General features: G+C 74.3%; 20 protein-coding genes and 1 tRNA gene. 5 read left to right on the top strand and 16 right to left on the bottom strand.

Going from position 1 to position 17,759, the window contains the following annotated elements; translation table 11 throughout:
• Window positions 1-10: 10 nt before the first annotated feature.
• Both ACFQ8E_RS01760 and ACFQ8E_RS01755 read left to right on the top strand, forming a co-directional pair.
• Window positions 11-652, top strand: a complete 642-nt coding sequence (locus ACFQ8E_RS01760) for a ClpP family protease (RefSeq protein WP_430548842.1) — start codon at window positions 11-13, stop codon at window positions 650-652.
• An 11-nt stretch (window positions 653-663) separates the two neighbouring features.
• On the top strand, window positions 664-1,272 hold the full coding sequence (locus ACFQ8E_RS01755; RefSeq protein ID WP_430548841.1) for a ClpP family protease: 609 nt from the start codon (window positions 664-666) through the stop codon (window positions 1,270-1,272).
• Here ACFQ8E_RS01755 and ACFQ8E_RS01750 read toward each other — a convergent pair.
• From ACFQ8E_RS01750 to ACFQ8E_RS01740, 3 genes are read right to left on the bottom strand one after another with little or no spacing between them, the layout of a single operon-like run.
• Window positions 1,269-1,835 (bottom strand): YciI family protein, encoded by a 567-nt coding sequence (locus ACFQ8E_RS01750; RefSeq protein ID WP_430548840.1) that lies wholly within the window; start codon window positions 1,833-1,835, stop codon window positions 1,269-1,271. The genes ACFQ8E_RS01755 and ACFQ8E_RS01750 overlap by 4 nt on opposite strands.
• A gap of 14 nt (window positions 1,836-1,849) precedes the next feature.
• Window positions 1,850-2,257: a helix-turn-helix domain-containing protein gene (locus ACFQ8E_RS01745; protein ID WP_430548839.1), complete on the bottom strand. Its 408-nt coding sequence runs from the start codon at window positions 2,255-2,257 to the stop codon at window positions 1,850-1,852.
• Window positions 2,258-2,267: 10 nt separating this feature from the next.
• Window positions 2,268-3,206: an EamA family transporter gene (locus ACFQ8E_RS01740; protein ID WP_430548838.1), complete on the bottom strand. Its 939-nt coding sequence runs from the start codon at window positions 3,204-3,206 to the stop codon at window positions 2,268-2,270.
• Window positions 3,207-3,278: 72 nt separating this feature from the next.
• Here ACFQ8E_RS01740 and ACFQ8E_RS01735 point away from each other — a divergent pair, with 72 nt between their 5' ends.
• Window positions 3,279-4,196, top strand: a complete 918-nt coding sequence (locus ACFQ8E_RS01735; RefSeq protein WP_430548837.1) for a LysR family transcriptional regulator — start codon at window positions 3,279-3,281, stop codon at window positions 4,194-4,196.
• An 18-nt stretch (window positions 4,197-4,214) separates the two neighbouring features.
• Here ACFQ8E_RS01735 and ACFQ8E_RS01730 read toward each other — a convergent pair whose 3' ends face one another.
• From ACFQ8E_RS01730 to ACFQ8E_RS01685, 10 genes are all read right to left on the bottom strand, one after another.
• Window positions 4,215-4,673, bottom strand: coding sequence for an Ltp family lipoprotein (locus ACFQ8E_RS01730; RefSeq protein ID WP_430548836.1), 459 nt, complete (start codon window positions 4,671-4,673; stop codon window positions 4,215-4,217).
• Between the two features lie 128 nt (window positions 4,674-4,801).
• A tRNA-Leu gene (locus ACFQ8E_RS01725) sits at window positions 4,802-4,875 on the bottom strand.
• 71 nt (window positions 4,876-4,946) lie between these two features.
• Complete coding sequence (locus ACFQ8E_RS01720) at window positions 4,947-6,398, bottom strand: NAD(P)/FAD-dependent oxidoreductase (protein ID WP_430548835.1); 1,452 nt, start codon at window positions 6,396-6,398, stop codon at window positions 4,947-4,949.
• A 112-nt stretch (window positions 6,399-6,510) separates the two neighbouring features.
• Window positions 6,511-7,806 (bottom strand): hypothetical protein, encoded by a 1,296-nt coding sequence (locus tag ACFQ8E_RS01715; RefSeq protein WP_430548834.1) that lies wholly within the window; start codon window positions 7,804-7,806, stop codon window positions 6,511-6,513.
• Window positions 7,806-8,138, bottom strand: a complete 333-nt coding sequence (locus ACFQ8E_RS01710) for a PadR family transcriptional regulator (RefSeq protein WP_430548833.1) — start codon at window positions 8,136-8,138, stop codon at window positions 7,806-7,808. The genes ACFQ8E_RS01715 and ACFQ8E_RS01710 overlap by 1 nt, the downstream gene beginning before the upstream one ends.
• Before the next feature lie 103 nt (window positions 8,139-8,241).
• Complete coding sequence (locus ACFQ8E_RS01705) at window positions 8,242-9,222, bottom strand: exopolyphosphatase (RefSeq protein WP_430548832.1); 981 nt, start codon at window positions 9,220-9,222, stop codon at window positions 8,242-8,244.
• A 67-nt stretch (window positions 9,223-9,289) separates the two neighbouring features.
• The gene (locus tag ACFQ8E_RS01700; protein ID WP_430548831.1) at window positions 9,290-9,814 is read right to left on the bottom strand and encodes a DUF501 domain-containing protein; all 525 of its coding nucleotides are present in this window, start codon (window positions 9,812-9,814) and stop codon (window positions 9,290-9,292) included.
• A gap of 90 nt (window positions 9,815-9,904) precedes the next feature.
• Complete coding sequence (gene dgoD / locus ACFQ8E_RS01695; RefSeq protein WP_430548830.1) at window positions 9,905-11,053, bottom strand: galactonate dehydratase; 1,149 nt, start codon at window positions 11,051-11,053, stop codon at window positions 9,905-9,907.
• A 28-nt stretch (window positions 11,054-11,081) separates the two neighbouring features.
• Window positions 11,082-11,699, bottom strand: a complete 618-nt coding sequence (locus tag ACFQ8E_RS01690; RefSeq protein WP_430548829.1) for a 2-dehydro-3-deoxy-6-phosphogalactonate aldolase — start codon at window positions 11,697-11,699, stop codon at window positions 11,082-11,084.
• Window positions 11,696-12,766 (bottom strand): 2-dehydro-3-deoxygalactonokinase, encoded by a 1,071-nt coding sequence (locus tag ACFQ8E_RS01685; protein WP_430548828.1) that lies wholly within the window; start codon window positions 12,764-12,766, stop codon window positions 11,696-11,698. Before ACFQ8E_RS01685 ends, ACFQ8E_RS01690 begins: the two co-directional genes overlap by 4 nt.
• Before the next feature lie 71 nt (window positions 12,767-12,837).
• Here ACFQ8E_RS01685 and ACFQ8E_RS01680 point away from each other — a divergent pair, with 71 nt between their 5' ends.
• Window positions 12,838-13,689 carry an IclR family transcriptional regulator gene (locus ACFQ8E_RS01680; RefSeq protein WP_430548827.1) on the top strand — a complete coding sequence of 284 codons (852 nt, stop codon included), beginning with the start codon at window positions 12,838-12,840 and terminating at the stop codon, window positions 13,687-13,689.
• A 55-nt stretch (window positions 13,690-13,744) separates the two neighbouring features.
• Here the strand turns inward: ACFQ8E_RS01680 and ACFQ8E_RS01675 are convergent, their stop codons facing one another.
• Together ACFQ8E_RS01675 and eno are read right to left on the bottom strand one after the other, a co-directional pair.
• Complete coding sequence (locus tag ACFQ8E_RS01675; protein WP_430548826.1) at window positions 13,745-14,608, bottom strand: septum formation initiator family protein; 864 nt, start codon at window positions 14,606-14,608, stop codon at window positions 13,745-13,747.
• A gap of 282 nt (window positions 14,609-14,890) precedes the next feature.
• A complete protein-coding gene (eno, locus tag ACFQ8E_RS01670) occupies window positions 14,891-16,174 on the bottom strand; it encodes a phosphopyruvate hydratase (protein WP_430548825.1) in 1,284 nt (427 codons plus the stop codon).
• Between the two features lie 177 nt (window positions 16,175-16,351).
• Here eno and ACFQ8E_RS01665 point away from each other — a divergent pair, with 177 nt between their 5' ends.
• On the top strand, window positions 16,352-17,044 hold the full coding sequence (locus tag ACFQ8E_RS01665; protein ID WP_430548824.1) for a hypothetical protein: 693 nt from the start codon (window positions 16,352-16,354) through the stop codon (window positions 17,042-17,044).
• Window positions 17,045-17,064: 20 nt separating this feature from the next.
• On the opposite strand, the gene ACFQ8E_RS01660 is transcribed toward ACFQ8E_RS01665, so the two are convergent.
• A complete protein-coding gene (locus tag ACFQ8E_RS01660) occupies window positions 17,065-17,736 on the bottom strand; it encodes a DNA alkylation repair protein (protein WP_430548823.1) in 672 nt (223 codons plus the stop codon).
• Window positions 17,737-17,759: the final 23 nt, after the last annotated feature.

The raw sequence follows: 17,759 nt of genomic DNA, 5'->3' as shown, positions 1-17,759 counted from the left end.
CGGTGGGGACATGAGCACACCGACCCAGAGCACCCCGACCCTGAGCACCCCGGCACCGCCCGCCGCGCCCGCCTTCGACGACCAGCTCACCGCGCGGCTGCTGCACCAGCGCATCGTGGTGATCGGCACCGAGATCGACGACGCCGTCGCCAACCGCGTCGTCGCGCAGCTCCTGCTGCTGTCGGCGGAGGACCCGCGGTCCGACGTCGCGTTGTACGTCAACTCCCCCGGCGGCTCCGTCACCGCGGGGCTCGGCATCTACGACACCATGCGGCTGCTGCCGAACGACGTCGTGACGGTCGGGTTCGGCTTCGCCGCCAGCATGGGCCAGTTCCTCCTCACCACCGGCACCAAGGGCAAGCGCTACGTGCTGCCGCACACGCGGGTGATGATGCACCAGCCGTCGGCCGGCATCGGGGGCACCGCCGTCGACATCGCGATCCAGGCGGAGAACCTGGAGCACACCAAGCGCGTGATGCACGAGCTCATCGCGCAGCACACCGGCCGCACGGTGGAGCAGATCGCCACCGACAGCGACCGTGACCGCTGGTTCACGGCCACCGAGGCGGTCGAGTACGGCATGGTCGACCGGATCGTCGAGAGCGTCGAGGACGTGCGGCCGTCGGCCGGCGGCCGGAAGGCGGGGCTGTGATGGACGAGCGGATGAGCTACACGATCCCGAACGTCGTCGAGCGCACCCCGCTGGGAGAGCGCTACTCCGACGTCTTCTCCCGCCTGCTGCGCGACCGGATCATCTTCCTCGGCACCGAGATCGACGACGGCGTGGCGAACGTCGTCATGGCGCAGCTGCTGCACCTGGAGTCCGAGGCGCCCGAGCAGGAGATCGGGTTGTACATCAACTCCCCCGGCGGCTCCGCGACCGCGATGACCGCGATCTACGACACCATGCAGTACGTGCGCAGCGACGTCGCCACCACCTGCATGGGGCAGGCGGCGTCCGCCGCCGCGGTGCTGCTGGCCGCCGGCACGCCCGGCAAGCGCACGGTGCTGGAGCACTCCCGCGTGCTGCTGCACCAGCCGTCCACCCAGGGGCAGGGCACCGTGTCCGACCTCGCCATCCAGGCGCGCGAGGTGCTGCGCCTGCGCGCCGAGACCGAGCAGCTCCTGGCCCGGCACACCGGGCAGACCGCCGAAAGGCTGCGCGCCGACACCGACCGCGACCTCATCCTGTCGGCCCAGGACGCCGTCGACTACGGGGTGGCGGACGCGGTCGTCACCTCGCGCAAGCTGTCGGACCGCGCCGCGGCCTAGCCGTCCCCCGGCACCGGGCGGCCGCCGACGTGCCAGTCGTGGACCTCGACGTCCGCGTAGTCGTCCGCGACCAGCACCCGGCGGGCGTCGTCGGGCCCGGCGGCCTCGACCAGCACGGCGGCGCCGAGGACCGCGGCGCCGTCGTCCGACAGGAGCGGTCCCGCCGCGACCAGGCCGACCCCCGCTCCCGGCGCGACCAGGGGCTCGCCGGTCCCCCGCCACCCGAGCCCGAGGACCAGGTACCGGGGATCGCCCTCCGGCCCGCCGGGGTAGTCCCACATCGTGCGCCCGAGCGTGTTGCGCCACCGGCGCAGCAGCACGTCGCGGTACGCGCCGGCCTGGTAGTTGGGCTCGTCGAACGCGAACGCCCGGGCGGCCTCGGGCCCGGGCAGGTCGAGGACGTGCACGCTCCCGGTGAGCGTCTCGCCACCGTCCGTCGTCGTCGGACCACGCGCGATCATCCCGTCCGCGAACCGGTCCATGTAGGCCAGGTGCTCGTCGTTGAGCGCCTCGCGCAGGGCGATCGACCCGGCACGGTCACGGTGGTAGACGAAGAACTCCATGCTCGGCGCTGGCGCTACGCGGCGAGGGCGACGACGTCCGACGTCGTCGTGCGCACGGCCGTCGCCGAGCGCACGTGCCGGGACGACGACGGCGACCGGTCGCGCAGGGACGTGAGCACGCGGACGCGCTCCTGGTGCTCGGCGCTCGCGGCGAGCGCGTCGTGCGCCTCGGCGACGAGGTCGACGAGCCGGATGCCGAGCGCCGCGCACACCGCGGCGAGCACCTCGGACGACGCCTCCTTGCGCCCGCGCTCCACCTCGGACAGGTACGCGGTGGACATGCGCGCCGTGCCGGAGACCTCCTGCAGCGTGCGGCCCTGCGCCAGGCGCGCCCGGCGCAGGATCGCCCCGACCAGGTGCCGCAGCAGCGGCTCGCGCACGTGCTCCGTCGTCGTCGTGCCGAACCCCGTGTCCGCCGTCATGCCGACGACGCTACCCGCGACCGGCGGCCGACGGCTCCGCCAGCGGCTCCGCGGTCGGCCGTTCTGCTGACGGCAGAAGGCGGCGCGCGGCCCGGCCGCTGCCGTACAGGACCCCGCCCACGACGAGGACGGCGCCCACCCCCTCGAGCGGGGTCACCCGCTCGCCGAGCAGCAGCCAGGCCGCCGACATGCCGACCACGGGCACGAGCATGGAGAACGGGGCGACCACGCCCGCGGGGTGGCGGGCCATGAGCCAGGTCCACACGCCGGAACCGAGCACCGTCGCGACGAGCACCGTGTACAGGAGGCCGACGACGGCGCCCACGGCCCCCGGGTCGTCCCACGACGTGAGGGAGTGCGCGATCTCGCCCGGCCCCTCGACCAGCAGCGACAGCGCGAGCATCGGCAGGGGCGGAACCACCGACATCCACAGGGTGAGGCGCAGCGGGCTCTGCGGCTTCGCCTGCCGGTTGCAGATGTTGCCGATCGCCCAGCCGAACGCGCCGGCCAGGGTGAGCAGGAAGGGCACGACGGTGGCGGTCGCGGCCTGCTGCCACGCCACCAGGGTGAGCCCGCCGACGGCCACGAGGATGCCGAGCACCTGCCGGCCGCTCACGCGTTCGCGCAGGAACGTGGCGCCGAGCAGCACGGTGAACGGGCCGGACATCTGCAGCACGAGCGACGCGAGCCCGGCGGGCATCCCGGCCGCCATGCCCCAGTACAGGAAGAGGAACTGCAGCGCGCCGAACCCGAGCCCGTAGCCGACCACCCAGCGCACCGGGACGTCCGGCCACGGCACCAGGAACACGGTCGGAAGCGCGATGAGCGCGAACCGCAGCGCGACGAGGAACATCGGCGGGAAGTGCTGCAGCGACGCGTCGATGGCGATGAAGTTCAACCCCCACAGGAGGGCGACGAGGACGGCGAGCAGCCGGTGGCGGGCGGGCATGCGCCCAGCCTCACCCGGCGGCACGGTGAAGGACAAGCGAAAGTTGCTTCATCGTGTCTGTAGGCTGACTTCATGGATGTCCGGCACCTCGAGCTGCTCCGCGAGCTCGCCGACCGGGGCAGCGTCACGGCCGTCGCCCGCGCCACCCACCGCACGCCGTCGGCCGTCTCCCAACAGCTGCGCACCGCCCAGCGCGAGCTGCGCGCCCCGCTCGTCGAGCCGTCCGGCCGCGGGCTGCGCCTCACGGACGCCGGGCGGCTGCTGGCCGAGGGCGGGGCCAGCGTCGCCGCCGCGCTCGCGCAGGTGCAGGCCCGCTGGGACGAGTTCCAGGGCGAGCCGTCCGGCACGGTCACCGTGGCGGCCCTGGCCAGCGCCGCCACGTTCCTGCTCCCCCGCGCCATAGCCGACCTCGAGGGCACCGCCCTCACCCTGCGGTGCGTCGACGTCGACATCGCCGAGGCCGAGTACGGTCCGCTCACCGCGGACCACGACGTCGTCGTCGCGCACTCGCTCACCAGCGTGCGGCCCGCCGGGGCCGAGGGGCTCACCGTCGTGCCGCTGGCCCGCGAGCCGCTCGACATCGCGATGGCCGCGGGGCACCCGCTGGCCCGCCTGCCGCGCGTACGGCCGGCGGACCTGGTCGACCAGGACTGGATCGGCGTGCCCCTCGGCTACCCGTTCGACACCGTGCGCCTCGCCATCGAGCAGGCGACCGGGGCCGAGCTGCGCGTCGTCCAGCGGCTGCGCGACAACCGCCTCATCGAGGCGCTCGTCGCCGCCGGCGACCAGGTCGCCGTCCTGCCCCGCTTCACCACGCCCACCGGCGACCGGCTCGTGCTGCGCGAGCTCGCCGACATCGCGTCCGCGCGGCACGTCTCCGCCGTCCTCCGCCCCGACCGCGCCGAGCGGCTCGCGGTGCGCCGCGTCGTCGACGCCTTCCGCCGCGCCGGCGCCGACGTCGAAGCGGAGACGGCCGGTGGTGCGGGGTGACCGCGAGATGACGTGACGTCAAAGCCCCACGGAATCGGCTCCATGCTCGGCCTGCTTCGCGGTGAAACCGTCGAACTCGAGCTGCTCGATGAGACCCGAACGCGAGAAGGACTGCGTGTCCATGTAGTTCTTGGCAGCGATCTCCGCCTGCACGTTCCAGTCGACGTCGACGTGCGCCACGGCGTATTTCGCGTCAGCGTTCGAGTAGCCCTCGAACTTCAGCTGGTCCGTGAGGCCCTGCTTCGAGAAGCCACCCATCTCGAGATAGCTCTGGGCGCTCGCCACGGCGTTCTCCTGCGCGACCGTCGCGTCGTCCTTCTCGTCACCGGCTTCGGGCGACTCCGCCGCCGGTTCCGAGGCCACGGACTCCGCGGGTTCCGGCGAGTCACCGTCGTCCGCAGAGCCGCACCCGACAAGAAATCCGGCCGCCGCGATCGCGACAGCCACCCTGAGCGACTGCGTGCGTCGAGAAATCATCACTGCCCCCTCCGAGCGAGTCGATATCTCGGATCGTGACACTTGCCCCGCGCACACGCCCGCCGACGTCCGGTGCACGGAACGCCGGCGCGACGCGCCACGGACAGGGCGACGAGGGCCAGAGAGGGTGCCCCCGCCCGGGTTCGAACCGGGACTGGGCCGGGTTTAAGCCGGCTGCCTCTGCCAGTTGGGCTACGGGGGCGGGACGACGGAGCGGGCGCCGGCGACCTCTCGAGGGAGATCGCCGACGCCCGCTCACGGTACCGGGGAAGGTCAGCCCTTCTCGGCGCGTGCGGCCGACGACTCGGCCTTCTGCTCCACCTTCTCGCCCGGCTGCTTCGGCGGCACGGACGCCTTGCGGAACTCGTCGCGCGGGTCGTGCAGGGAGCCGAGCGACACGATCTCGCGGCCCATGAGGAACTGGCCGATCCAGCCGATGAGGATGCGCACCTTGCGGTTGCCGGTCGGCATCGCCATGACGTGGTAGCCGCGGTGCGCGAGCCACGCGAGCGGGCCGCGCAGCTTGAGGAAGCCGAACAGCTCCGCGACGCCCTTGTACAGGCCGAGGGACGCGACGACGCCGACGCTCTTGTGGGCGTAGTCCTCGGGCTGCTGGCCCTTGAGGACGGCGACCAGGTTGTCGGCGAGCTTGGTGGCCTCGCGGATCGCGTGCTGCGCGTTCGGCGGGCAGAACTGGCCCGGGTTGAGCACGTCCGGCACGGCGGCGCAGTCGCCCGCGGCCCAGGCGTCGGGGACGATCTCGCCGTCCTCCGTCGCGACCTGGAGCGTGGGCTTGACGATGACGCGGCCCATCCGGTCGAACGGGAGGTCCGACTCCTCCTTGATGACTGGGTTCGCCTTGACGCCCGCGGTCCACACGATCGTCTCGGTGTCGAACTCGACGCCCGTCGAGGTGACGACGTGCCCGTCGACGCAGGACGACAGGAACGTGTTGAGGTGGAACTCGATGCCGCGCTTCTTCATCTCGTCGAGCGCCCACAGGCCCATGGGCTCGGAGACCTCGGGCAGGATGCGGCCCGAGCCCTCGATCATGACGAAGCGCAGGTCCTCGGCGTCGATCGTCGGGTAGTTGCGCGTGGCGTAGCGCGCCATGTCCTCGATCTCGGCCAGGGCCTCGATACCGGCGAACCCGCCGCCGACGAACGTGAACGTCAGCATGCGCTTGCGCGCGTCCGCGTCCCAGGTGGACGAGGCGACGTCCATGCGGTTGAGCACGTGGTTGCGGACCGCGATGGCCTCCTCCACGTTCTTGAAGCCGATCGCGTTCTCCGCGAGGCCCGGGATGGGCAGCGTGCGGGACACCGAGCCGAGGCCGATGACGAGCTGGTCGTACGAGACCTCGTAGTCCGGCCCCTCCTCGGGGTGGATCGTGACCTTGTGGCCGGCGTGGTCGATGTGGTTGACCAGGCCCTGCAGCACGTCGATGCCCTTGAGCGCCTTGCGGTGCGGGGCGACGACGTCGCGGGCGTCGATCGAGCCCGCGCCGGCCTCCGGCAGGAACGGCGCGTAGGTCATGTACGGCCGCGGGTCGACGACCACGATCGCCGCGTCCTGCTTGCCGAGCTTGCGGCGCAGGCGACGCGCCGCGTAGAGGCCGACGGAACCACCGCCGAGGACGACGATGCGGGGCACCTTGCGGGGCCGCGGGGCCGCGGCGGGCGCGTCCTGGACAGAGGTGTCCGACGACAGAACGTTCTGAGGCATGAACACCATTCTACGACCGTGCCGGGGGCATGCAGTCGGGCCGTCCAGCCCGTGACCCTCCCCCGCTCCGTGGTGCGCCGGCGCGGGTGCCGACGCGCCACGGAGCCGCAGGTCAGCGACCCGGCGCCACGGCGGCCGTCGTCCTGGCCACGGCGCCGCCCGAGCGACCGGCGGTGCTCTCCGCGGAGGGCTCCGGCGCGGGGTCCTCCTCCGTCGCGCCGCCCGTCCGCTCGCCGATCGCGGTCGGTGCCTTGAGGAAGGGCCAGGGCATGTCCTCGGGCTGCACGCCGACCTGCGGCTGCCACGATCCGCCGTCCTCCGACCACTCCATGCCCTCTTCCGGCACGGCGCGCATCGGGTAGACGTTCCACCGCTTGCGGCCGTCGTCCGCCGTCGCCGGCCGGAAGTACCAGATGCCGTCGAGGTCGGGCACCGACCATGCCTGCTCGTCTCCCTCCGTCGTCACGGTGCGCACGGGCCGCCCGCGGTCGTCGAAGAGCTGGACGTTCTTGATGGGGTCGCCGTTCGCGTCGAAGGCGAAGAGGTTGGCCACGGGCTCGCCGTCCACCCAGACGCCGTCGCCCTCGGCACCGTCGCCGTAGCCGACGTTCAGCGCGTCGGAGTGCCCGGCGCTGTAGCCGGCGTCGTACGAGCTGCCGCCCGAGGCCGAGCCCCGCACGGACTCGTCGTGCGTCGCGACCGCCACGGCGGGCACCAGCAGCACCGCGGCGAGCGACGCCGCGACCGTGAGCCGCGGCTGCCACCGGCGCGGGAGCCATCGACCGCGCGCCCACTGCACGCTCACCAGGGCGGACCCGCCCATGACCAACAGGTCTCCCGCTCCCTCCGGGACGAGCGACGGCTGACCGTCCGTCGACCGCGTGAACAAGGCGACGAGCAGCGCGCCGACGATCCAGCCGCGCGCCACCCACCACGCCGGCCGCACGTCCCGGCCCAGCCCGCGCAGCCGCGCCCATGCGGGAGTGCTGGTCACCGGCTGCCAGGCCCGGCGCCACCGTTCGCCCAGCAGGACGCGCCGGGCCGCGAGCGTGGGCCGCGCACCCGCACGCCTCCGTGCGCCCGGCAGCTCGGCGGGCAGGCCGGCGGCTGCCCGCAGCTCGGCGGCGTAGTCCGCGGCCGGGCCGAAGTGCGCGACGAGGTCGAGCGCGACGTCGTCGTCGTCGGACCGGGCCCGCCCCGCCCTCAGCGGCGCCGTCGCCTCCGTGAACGCCTCGGCGAGGTCGGCCTCCATCCCGTCGGTCAGCTCGTCCACGACCTCCGGCCCGAGGTCTGCCAGGTTGAGGCGGACCGCCTGGGCGTAGCCCCGGGCGTGCGTGGCGAGGACGTCGGCGAGCGACGTCGCGGTCGTGGCGGTGCCGGCGTCCTCGCCGGGCGCGATGCTGGTCATCAGGCTGCCTCGTCCCTCTTCCCGAGGAGGCCGCCGACGGTGCCGGCGAACTCCTGCCACTCCTTGCGCTGGATCGCGAGCGTCTGCCGCCCGTGCGCGGTGATGCCGTAGTACTTGCGGTGCGGGCCCGCCCCCGACGGCACCACGTAGCTGGTGAGAGACCCTGCGGCGTAGAGCCGCCGGAGCGTCCCGTAGACGGAGGCGTCGCCCACGTCGTCGAGCCCTCGGGCGCGCAGGCGCCGCACCACGTCGTACCCGTACCCGTCCTCGTCCTCGACGACGGCGAGGACCGCCGCGTCGAGCACCCCCTTGAGCAGCTGCGTCGTGTCCATCGACCTCTCCTCCCGACTGCTTCGCGACAGACACTAGTGCGCGATGCGCAGTAGTACAGGCGACGCGCCGACGAGCCGTCGGCGCGTCTCGGCCGGTGTGCGCTCAGGCGAGGGAGAGCGCGATGCCGTCCAGGATGTCGCTCTCGCTGGTGACGACGTCCGCGAGCTCGCCGCCCGCGGCGGCGACGTCGTCGCGCACCCGCCGCACGACCTCCGCCCAGACCAGCGCGCCCGCGCCGATGACGTCCGCGCGGCCGGGGTGCATGAACCCGAGGGCGAGGCGCTGCTCGCGGCTGCGGTGCAGCAGGTCGTCGCACGCGGCGAGCACCCGGTCGACGCCCAGGACGGCGCCGTGCACGGCGTCGCGCCGGTACTCGGCCAGCCCCAGGGCGTGCGCGGTCACGGACGTCACCGAGCCGGCGAGGCCGACGAGCGTCATGGTCCGGCCGAACGGGACGGTCCGGGCGGCGGTGTCGAGCGCGGCGCGCACGTCGGCGCGGGCGGCCTCCACCTCGGCCGGCGCCGGCGGGTCGGAGTGCAGGTGGCGCTCCGTCATCCGCACCGAGCCGACGTCGAGCGAGAGGGCGGCCTCCGGCGTCGTCGTGCCGAGCACCAGCTCGGTCGAGCCGCCGCCGAGGTCCACCACCAGGTACGGCCCGGGGTGCTGCGAGGCCACGCCCGCGGTGGCGCCGCGGAAGGAGAGCTCCGCCTCCTCACGCCCGGAGACCACCTCGGGGTCGACGCCCACGGCCGCGTGGACGCCGTCGAAGAACTCCCGCCGGTTGCGCGCGTCGCGCGTGGCCGACGTCGCCACGAAGCGGACCCGCGTGGCCCCTGCCTCGGCGATCACCGCGGCGTACTCGCGCGATGCCTCCAGCGTCCGCGCCAGCGCCTCCGGGGCGAGCTCGCCCGTGCGGTCCACACCCTGGCCGAGGCGCACGATGCGCAGCCGCCGGTCGACCTCCGTGAGGGTGCCGTCGGGCGCGACGTCGGCGACCAGGAGGCGGATGGAGTTGGTGCCGCAGTCGATCGCGGCGACCCGGGTCGACGTGGAGGGTGCGGAGGGCGCGGGGCGTTCGGTCACGGGCGACACGATCTCATCCGACACCGACGCCACGCCTCTCGGGACCGGGACGTGTGACGGACGTCGTTCAGCAGCTGCAGCGGTCGGGCCGCCACTGGTCGCGCACCAGTGCGAGCGCCTCGTCGCCGAGCGGGTTCACGCCCGGACCGGCGGCCAGCGCGTGGCCCATGAGGACGTGGACGCACTTGACGCGCGTGGGCATGCCACCGGCGGAGATGCCCTCGATCTCGTCGACCTGCCCGAGCTCGGCGCGCCGCGCCAGGTAGTGCTCGTGCGCCCGGTGGTACGCGTCCGCGAGCTCCTCGTCTTCGGCGAGGCGCGCCGTCATCTCCTTCATCACGCCGTCCGCCTCCAGCCGGGAGGCGGCCGCGACCGCCCCCGGGTGCGTGAGGTAGTACGTGGTCGGGAACGGCGTGCCGTCGGGCAGCCGCGGCGCGGTGCGCACGACGAGCGGGCGACCGCACACGCATCGGGCGGCGATGCCGACGACGCCGCGCGGCTCGCGCCCGAGCTGCTCGGCGAGCACCTCGAGGTCGCGCTCGGTGACCACGGTCGGGTCGGCGTCGCCGACGGGGGCGGTGTGGTCGGTCATAGGGGCGGTCCTCGGGGCGTTCGCGGGCGGGGCAGCCCCCATTCTCCCCCGGGCCCGGCCCCGGTCGCGCCGCTGCCGGGGTGCGCCCGCTCACCACTCCGCGAACGAGCCGTCGGCGTGCCGCCACACGGGGTTGCGCCACCGGTGCCCGACGGCGGCCCGCTGGCGCACGTAGTCCTCGTCCACCTCGATGCCGAGGCCGGGGCCGCGCGGGATCTCGACGGACCCGTCGGAGTAGGCGAAGACGGTCGGGTCGACGACGTAGTCGAGCAGGTCGTTGGAGGTGTTGTAGTGGATGCCCAGGCTCTGCTCCTGGATCACCGCGTTGTACGCGACGGCGTCGAGCTGGAGGCAGGCGGCGAGCGCGATCGGCCCGAGCGGGCAGTGCGGGGCGACGGCGATGTCGTAGGCCTCCGCCATCGCCGCGATCTTGCGCACCTCGGTGATACCGCCGGCGTGCGAGAGGTCGGGCTGGATCACGTCGACGACGCCGGACGTGATGACGTCCTTGAAGTCCCACCGCGAGTACAGCCGCTCCCCCAGGGCGATCGGCGTGCTCGACGCGCGGAGCACGTCCGCGATGCCGTCGACGTGCTCGGACAGCACCGGCTCCTCGACGAACATCAGGTGGTACGGCTCCAGCGCCTCGAGGAGGACGCGCGCCATCGGGCGGTGCACGCGCCCGTGGAAGTCGACGCCGATGCCGACGTCGGGCCCCACGGCCTCGCGGACGGCGGCGACGTTGGCGACGACCTTCTCCACCTTGTCCCGGGTGTCGAGGTACTGGAGCTCCTCCGGGCCGTTCATCTTCACGGCGGAGAAGCCGCGACCGACGGCCTCCCGCGCGGCCGCGGCGGTCTCGGCCGGCCGGTCGCCGCCGATCCACGAGTACACCTTGATGCGGTCGCGCACCCGCCCGCCCAGCAGCTCGTGCACGGGGACGCCGAGCGCCTTGCCCTTGATGTCCCACAGCGCCTGGTCGATGCCGGCCAGCGCGCTCATGTGGACGCCGCCGCCCCGGTAGAACCCGGAGCGGTACAGCACGGTCCAGTGGTCCTCGATCTGCCGGGGGTCCTTGCCCACCAGGTAGTCGGACAGCTCCTCGACGGCGGCCGCGACGCTCGCGGCACGGCCCTCCAGGACGGGTTCTCCCCAGCCGACGATCCCCTGGTCGGTCTCGATCTTCAGGAAGAGCCAGCGGGGCGGGACGACGAACGTCGTCAACGACGTGATCTTCACGGCTTGCCTTTCAGCGTGTGACGCGTGGTCAGTGGTCGGTGTGGTCGGCCCAGACGCGGACGAGCTCGGCGGCGCGCGCGGCGACGGTCTCGGCGGCGTCGCCCGGCCGGTACAGCGAGGTGCCCAGGCCCGCGCCCGCCGCGCCGGCGCGCGCCCACTCGCCCAGGTTCGTGGCGTCGACCCCGCCCACCGGGACGAGCGCCGTGCCGGTCGGCAGCACGCTCGCCCAGGCGCGCAGGCCCGACACCCCGACCGCGGAGGCCGGGAAGAGCTTGACGGCTGTGGCCCCGGCGTCGAGCGCGGCGAACGCCTCGGTGGGCGTCGCCGCCCCCGGATAGCTCTCCAGCCCGAGGCGCACCGTCTCCGCGACGACGTCGGGCCGCGTGTTCGGCGACACGACGAGCGAGGCTCCGGCGTCGGCGGCGCGGCGCACGTCCTCGGGCGTGAGCACGGTGCCCGCGCCGACCCGGGCGTCCGGGCCGGCCGCGTCGCGGATGCGGCGGACCGACCCGAGCGGGTCGGGAGAGTTGAGGGGCACCTCGACGGCGTCGAACCCCGCCTCGAGGACGGCGGCCGCGACGTCGACGGACTCCGGCGGCGTGACGCCTCGCAGGATGGCGACGAGGCCGGTGGGTCGGTGCGTCATGAGGTTCCTTCCTCGGTGCTGGACAGGGTCGTGGTGCGCTCGGAAGTCCGGGCCCCGGGGAGCGGCGCGCCCGTCACGAGCCCGGCGTCGCGGGCGACGCGCCACAGGCCGCGCACCGCGACGTCCTCCCCGGCCGCCCGCACCACGGCGCCGTGGCGCTCGAGCGCCCGGCGGTAGCGCCGCGCGGTCGCGGGTGACGCGCACACCGTGACGAGCGCGGCCGGGTCCGCGCGCAGCGCGTGCCGCACCTCCGAGCCGACGAGGAGGCCCGACACGTAGTCCGCCACCTGGGCGGGCCGGAGCGCGCCGGCCATGACCAGGGTGCGGGCCGTGAACAGCAGGGCCGCCAGCCCGCGCTCGTCCCCCCGCCGCGCGTCGGTGTCGAGGCCCCGGTCGAAGGCCTCCTGGTCGACGGCATCCCGCCCGGCCGCCGGGTCGCCGTGGGGGCCGTCCTCGGCGAGGCGGGCCAGGATGCTGTCGCGCAGCAGGAGGCCGTACAGCTCGCCGGTCATGACGGTGGCGAAGCCCGTGACGCGGTCGCCGTCGAGGCGCACCCACTTGGAGTGCGTGCCGGGCAGCACCGCCGTGGCGAGCGGCGCCCCGCCCTCCTCGCGGGTCTCCTCCAGCGCGCCGAGCAGCTGCACCTCCTCCCCGCGCAGCACGTCGGGGTCCGGTCCGACGACCCGCAGGCCGGGCACCAGGTGCACGACGGAACCGGCGGCCGGCACCGGCGTGAGGTGGTCGGCGAGCCGCGAGAGCCGGGCGGGCACGTCGAGGTACCCCGCGTCGGCCCAGCCGTGGTTGGAGCCCACCATGCCCGCGCCCAGCACGGGCAGGTCCGGGTGGCGCTCGAGCCAGGGTCCGCACAGGCGCGCGAACGTCCGCTCGAACGCGGCGGCGCGCTCGGGCGCGGAGCCGGTTCCCGCGGAGCAGCGGAGGGTGCCGTCGTCCGTGCGGACCTCGTCGAGGACACCGCCCGCGGCGTCCAGGAGCCAACCGCGGAAGCTGGAGGTGCCCCAGTCGAGGGCGACGAGCGCTGCGTCGCGCCGGGGTGCGTCATCGGCCATGATCGGGAACGGTAGGCAGCCGATCCCGACTATGAGAACCGCGTCCCTATTATCGGGATACGCTCCTCGCCGTGAGCCCCTCCGCCTCCCCGGACGCCCCCGCGCCCCCTCCCAGGGCCCGGGCCGGCACCCGCGCCCCGGCGGCGCCCCCGCCCCCCGGCACGCAGACGCTGGCCCGCGGCATCGCCGTCGTCGACGCCGTCGCGCGCGGGCACGGACGCCTGCGCGACATCGCCGCCGAGACCGGCGTCGGCCGCAGCACCACCCACCGCCTCCTGCAGCTGCTGCTCGCGACCGGCTACGTGCGCCACCTCGACGACGGACGGTACGCGCTCGGCCCCGCGCTCATCGAGCTCGGCTACCAGGCGCTGCAGGAGAACCCGGTCGCCGACGTCGCGGCCGGGCCGCTCCGGGCGCTCGCCGCCCGGGTCTCGGACACCGTGCACCTCGCCATCGAGGACCGCGGCCAGGTGCTCTACCTCGACAAGATCCCCGGCACCCGCGGCGCGGAGATGCGTTCGCGGGTCGGGCACCGGATGCCGCTCACGCGTACCGGGGTCGGCAAGGCCCTGCTGCTCGACCAGCCCGAGCGGTGGCGCGAGCAGTTCGTCGCCGAGCGGCGCGTCGGCGGGGACGCCTCGGACGGCCCCGCGGCGGACGTGCTCACGCCCGACGAGTTCGTCGCCGTCATGGAGGCGTCCGCCCGCCGGGGCGTCGCGTTCGACCTGGAGGAGAACGAACCCGGCATCCTCTGCGTCGCCGCGCCCGTGCGCGACGCCTCCGGCGCCGTCGCCGCCGCCGTGAGCGTCTCCGCCACCCGCCCGTACATGCCGCCGGCCCGGGTCGAGTCGCTCGTGCCCGTCGTGCTCGACGCCGCCGCCGCCGTCGCGGCCGGGCTCGGCTACCGCCCCGGCGGCCGCTGAGCGTGGGGCCGTCCGCGGCCCGGCCCAGCGGATCACGCCCGGCGCGTCCTGCTGCTCAGCCGGCCCCGGACGACGGGGTCACCGAGCCGCCGGGCTCGGGACCGTCGCCCGCGGTGTCGTCCTCCGTGGCATCGTCCGTGGCATCGTCCGTGGCGTCGTCCGTGGCATCGTCCGTGGCGTCGTCCGTGGCCGCGGGGCCGTCGGCCACCTGCACCGACTCCCAGACCGACTGGTACCAGGGCACGCTCGGCCCGGTGGACGTCCCCACCGGCCCGGAGCCGACGGCCTCGCCCGTCACCGGGTCGACGTCGTCGTCCCCCGCGGCGTCCGGGTCGACCACGCGCCACACCTTGTCGGCGGGCATGACGAAGCTGAGCCGCGACCGCGCCTGCTCCTCGACGTACGACCGGTCCTCCCAGCGGCCGAGCTCCACCTCCAGGCGGTCGCGCTCGGCCCGGTTCTGCGCCAGCTCCGTGCGCAGCCGGTCCAGCTCGTGCGCCTGGGTCACCGCGCCGCGCACCGTGGGCAGCAGGAGCACCACCGCGAGCAGCACCACCACCGACAGCACGATGAGCCGGACGGTGAGCACCTCCGGCAGCACCAGCCCGTAACGGCTGCGGCGCCGGTCCTCGCGCGCCGGCCCCGCCGGCCGACGCGACCCGCGTCGCCCGCTCGCCGTGCCCTTGCCGGTGCTCGCGCCGGAGCCCTTGCCGGAGGCTGGGGCGGCACCCTTCGCGCTGCCGGCGCCCTTGCTCGTGCCGTTGCTCGCGGCCTTGCTCGTGCCCTTCGCCGGCGCCTTGGGCTTGGTGCCCACCGACGCGTTCGACGTCGTCGTGGGCCGTGCGGAGCCGCCGCGCGCCCCCGAGGGCCGCGACGCCGGGCGGCGGGCGGCGGGCGAGGTCGGGCGACGGGCAGGCACGCCCCGATTCTGCCGAGCCGCACCGCCCGGGCCGGGGACCGTCGTCGGCGCGCCCGCGAGCAGACCCGCCGAGGTAGTCCGGATCGCGCCGAGGTAGTCCGGATCGCGCCGAGGTAGTACAGATCGCGCCGAGGTAGTCCGGATCGCGCCGAGGTAGTCCGGATCGCGCCGAGGCAGCGGGTGGGACCACACCTCGGCACGGCTCGTACTACCTCACGGGACGACGACGGCCGGTCGCCCCCGCGGGAGCGACCGGCCGTCGTCGTGCGGCGTCCGGGGGCGTCAGCCCTGGAAGCGCGGGAAGGCCGAACGGCCGGCGTAACGACCGGCGTCGTCCAGCGCCTCCTCGATGCGCAGGAGCTGGTTGTACTTGTTGATGCGCTCGCCGCGGGCGGTGGCACCGGTCTTGATCTGGCCGGCGTTGGTCGCGACGGACAGGTCGGCGATGGTGGTGTCCTCGGTCTCGCCGGAGCGGTGCGAGGTCATCGTCGTGAAGCCGTTGCGCTGCGCGAGCGTGACGGCGTCGAGCGTCTCGGTGAGCGTGCCGATCTGGTTGAGCTTGACCAGCAGCGAGTTGGCGGCCTTCTCCTCGATGCCGCGGGCGAGGCGCTCGGGGTTGGTGACGAACAGGTCGTCGCCGACGACCTGCACCTTGTCGCCGACCTCGGAGACGAACTGCGTCCAGGCGGCCCACTCGTCCTCGGACAGCGGGTCCTCGATGGAGACGATCGGGTAGTTCGCGACCAGGCCCTCGTAGAGCTTGATCATGTCCGCGGTGGAGTGCACCTCGCCGTTCTTGAAGTGGTACGCCCCGTCCTTGAAGAACTCGGTCGCGGCGACGTCCATCGCGATGGCGACGTCGGAGCCCGGCGTGAAGCCCGCCTTCTCGATCGCCTCGACGATGAGGTCCAGGGCGGCGGAGTTCGACGGCAGGTCGGGGGCGAAGCCGCCCTCGTCGCCGAGGCCCGTGGAGAAGCCCTTGCCCTTCAGCACGCTCTTGAGCGCGTGGTAGACCTCGGTGCCCGTGCGCAGGGCCTCCTTGAAGGTCGGCGCGCCGATCGGCGCGATCATGAACTCCTGGAAGTCCACCGTCGAGTCGGCGTGCGACCCGCCGTTGATGATGTTCATCATCGGCACGGGCAGCACGTGCGCGTTCGGGCCGCCCACGTAGCGGAACAGGTCCAGGCCGGCCGACTTGGCGGCAGCCTTCGCGACGGCGAGCGAGACGCCCAGGATCGCGTTGGCGCCCAGCTTGCCCTTGTTCGGGGTGCCGTCCAGCTCGATCAGCGTCTGGTCGATGATGCGCTGCTCCTCGGCGTCGTAGCCGATGAGCTCGGGGGCGATGTCGTCGATGACGGCGTTGACCGCGCCCTCGACGCCCTTGCCCAGGTAGCGCCCCTTGTCGCCGTCACGACGCTCGACGGCCTCGAAGGCGCCGGTCGAGGCGCCCGACGGGACCGCCGCACGGGCGAACGTGCCGTCGTCCAGCGCGATCTCCACCTCGACGGTGGGGTTGCCGCGCGAGTCGAGGATCTCGCGTGCTCCAACGGCTTCGATGCTTGCCACGGGCTGCTCCTTCAGACGGGGCTCGCGGGCGACCGCGCGGCAAGGCCCAGGCGAAGGTGCCCGGGGCCGCTGACGCCCGCGACGGTGCTGGGTTGACCCGCCCAGCCTAGACCGGCGTCCACCCGGTGGCTCCCTCGACCACCCAGCGGTCACGGTCGCGCCGATAGCGTGGACCCCGTGGACAGCGTCTGGGACTTCCTCGGCTCGTACTGGTGGCTGATCTTCTTCGTCGGCCCGGCCGTCGGCGGTGCCGCGCGGGGCATCTCGAGCTGGGACCGGCAGCGCCGCCAGGACAAGCTCGAGATGTACCGCATCAAGCACGGCGCCCCGCCGCCCGCCGCCCCGGCCGCGCAGGCCGACGAGGAGGCCCTGACCAGCGAGATCGAGCGCACCGTGGCCGCGCACGACGCGACGCAGCAGCGCTGGCTGGCGTACGAGCTCGACGCCGTGAAGTCGCTCGAGTACCCCCTGATGTCCGACATGCGGGAGCAGGTCACCGTCGACTTCCACCGCGCCCGCCGGGCGGCCGAGGACCTCCGACCCGACGACCTAGTCGAGCTGCGCGACCGCCGCCGCCTCGACCGCTACCGCGACGCGGTCCGCGAGATGCAGGTCCGGTTCGACGTCGCGGAGCGGGAGGCGAAGCGGCGCCGCGCGTCCGACTTCTCCCCCGCCGAGCGGCAGGCCCTCGACCGGGCGAAGAAGCTCCTGGCGATGGCCGACGACGAGGGCTCGTCGCAGGCCGAGCGGCAGTCCGCGTACCGGCGGGCCATGAAGGAGCTCGAGGGGATCGTCGTGCTGCCCGACGCCGCCACCGACGCGCTCGAGCAGCGCATCGCGGGCGAGCTGGGGCGGGCCGCGGGCGACTGACCCGCCCGGGCCGGCACCGGTCAGCGCTCGTCGGGCAGCTTCTGCCGGGCCTCGCGCCGCAGGGGCGGCGCGAGCGCGTCGCCCATCCGGTCCAGGAAGGCGCGGACGGCCGCGGGATCGGCACCGCCGGCGTGCTTGAGGGCGATGCCCACCGGCTTGCGGACCACCGGGTCGGGATCGGTGTGCAGCAGCTCGACGAGGCGCAGCAGGTCGGCGATCCCGGCGGGGTGCGGCGGCCGCGTGTACGCCAGCGGCGCGGTCAGCGCCGTGCGGCGGCGCAGCGGGTCGTCCGAGCGGGCGAGGTCGAACAACGGCTCGCGGGAACGGTCGCGCAGGTAGAGCCCGACGACGCGCGGCGCCGCCCGGTCGACCATGTCCCACGTGTCGATGCGGTCGTGCCGGTCGAGGTAGGTGCGGTACCGCGCCTCCCGCTCGGCGTCGGTGACGCGCGGGCGCCGGACGGCGAAGTCCAGCACGCAGAACGCGGCGAGCCGCGGCTCGTAAGCGGGCTCGTCGAGCAGGCGGTGCACCTGGTCCAGCGGCATCGCGGCGTACCCCTTCGCCACGTCGAACAGCGTGCCCATCCGGACGCCGAGCACCTCGCCGCTCCCGGCGTAGTGCCGGTTCGGGTGCGCCGCCGGGTCCGCGACGGCGTGCAGGTCGGCGACGACGGCGTCGGCGGTGAGGTCCACGGGACCACGGTAGGGACCCGGGC

The organism is Isoptericola sp. NPDC056573 (genome assembly GCF_042793335.1).
In the GTDB taxonomy this organism is placed as follows: Bacteria; Actinomycetota; Actinomycetes; order Actinomycetales; family Cellulomonadaceae; genus Isoptericola.
This window is presented reverse-complemented; position numbering and strand designations above follow the sequence as displayed.

Coding starts and splice junctions, on each gene's coding strand:
- ACFQ8E_RS01760 (WP_430548842.1), top strand. CDS start 11: ATGAGCACACCGACCCAGAGCACCCCGACCCTGAGCACCCCGGCACCG.
- ACFQ8E_RS01755 (WP_430548841.1), top strand. CDS start 664: ATGAGCTACACGATCCCGAACGTCGTCGAGCGCACCCCGCTGGGAGAG.
- ACFQ8E_RS01750 (WP_430548840.1), bottom strand. CDS start 1,835: ATGGAGTTCTTCGTCTACCACCGTGACCGTGCCGGGTCGATCGCCCTG.
- ACFQ8E_RS01745 (WP_430548839.1), bottom strand. CDS start 2,257: ATGACGGCGGACACGGGGTTCGGCACGACGACGACGGAGCACGTGCGC.
- ACFQ8E_RS01740 (WP_430548838.1), bottom strand. CDS start 3,206: ATGCCCGCCCGCCACCGGCTGCTCGCCGTCCTCGTCGCCCTCCTGTGG.
- ACFQ8E_RS01735 (WP_430548837.1), top strand. CDS start 3,279: ATGGATGTCCGGCACCTCGAGCTGCTCCGCGAGCTCGCCGACCGGGGC.
- ACFQ8E_RS01730 (WP_430548836.1), bottom strand. CDS start 4,673: ATGATTTCTCGACGCACGCAGTCGCTCAGGGTGGCTGTCGCGATCGCG.
- ACFQ8E_RS01720 (WP_430548835.1), bottom strand. CDS start 6,398: ATGCCTCAGAACGTTCTGTCGTCGGACACCTCTGTCCAGGACGCGCCC.
- ACFQ8E_RS01715 (WP_430548834.1), bottom strand. CDS start 7,806: ATGACCAGCATCGCGCCCGGCGAGGACGCCGGCACCGCCACGACCGCG.
- ACFQ8E_RS01710 (WP_430548833.1), bottom strand. CDS start 8,138: ATGGACACGACGCAGCTGCTCAAGGGGGTGCTCGACGCGGCGGTCCTC.
- ACFQ8E_RS01700 (WP_430548831.1), bottom strand. CDS start 9,814: ATGACCGACCACACCGCCCCCGTCGGCGACGCCGACCCGACCGTGGTC.
- ACFQ8E_RS01690 (WP_430548829.1), bottom strand. CDS start 11,699: ATGACGCACCGACCCACCGGCCTCGTCGCCATCCTGCGAGGCGTCACG.
- ACFQ8E_RS01685 (WP_430548828.1), bottom strand. CDS start 12,766: ATGGCCGATGACGCACCCCGGCGCGACGCAGCGCTCGTCGCCCTCGAC.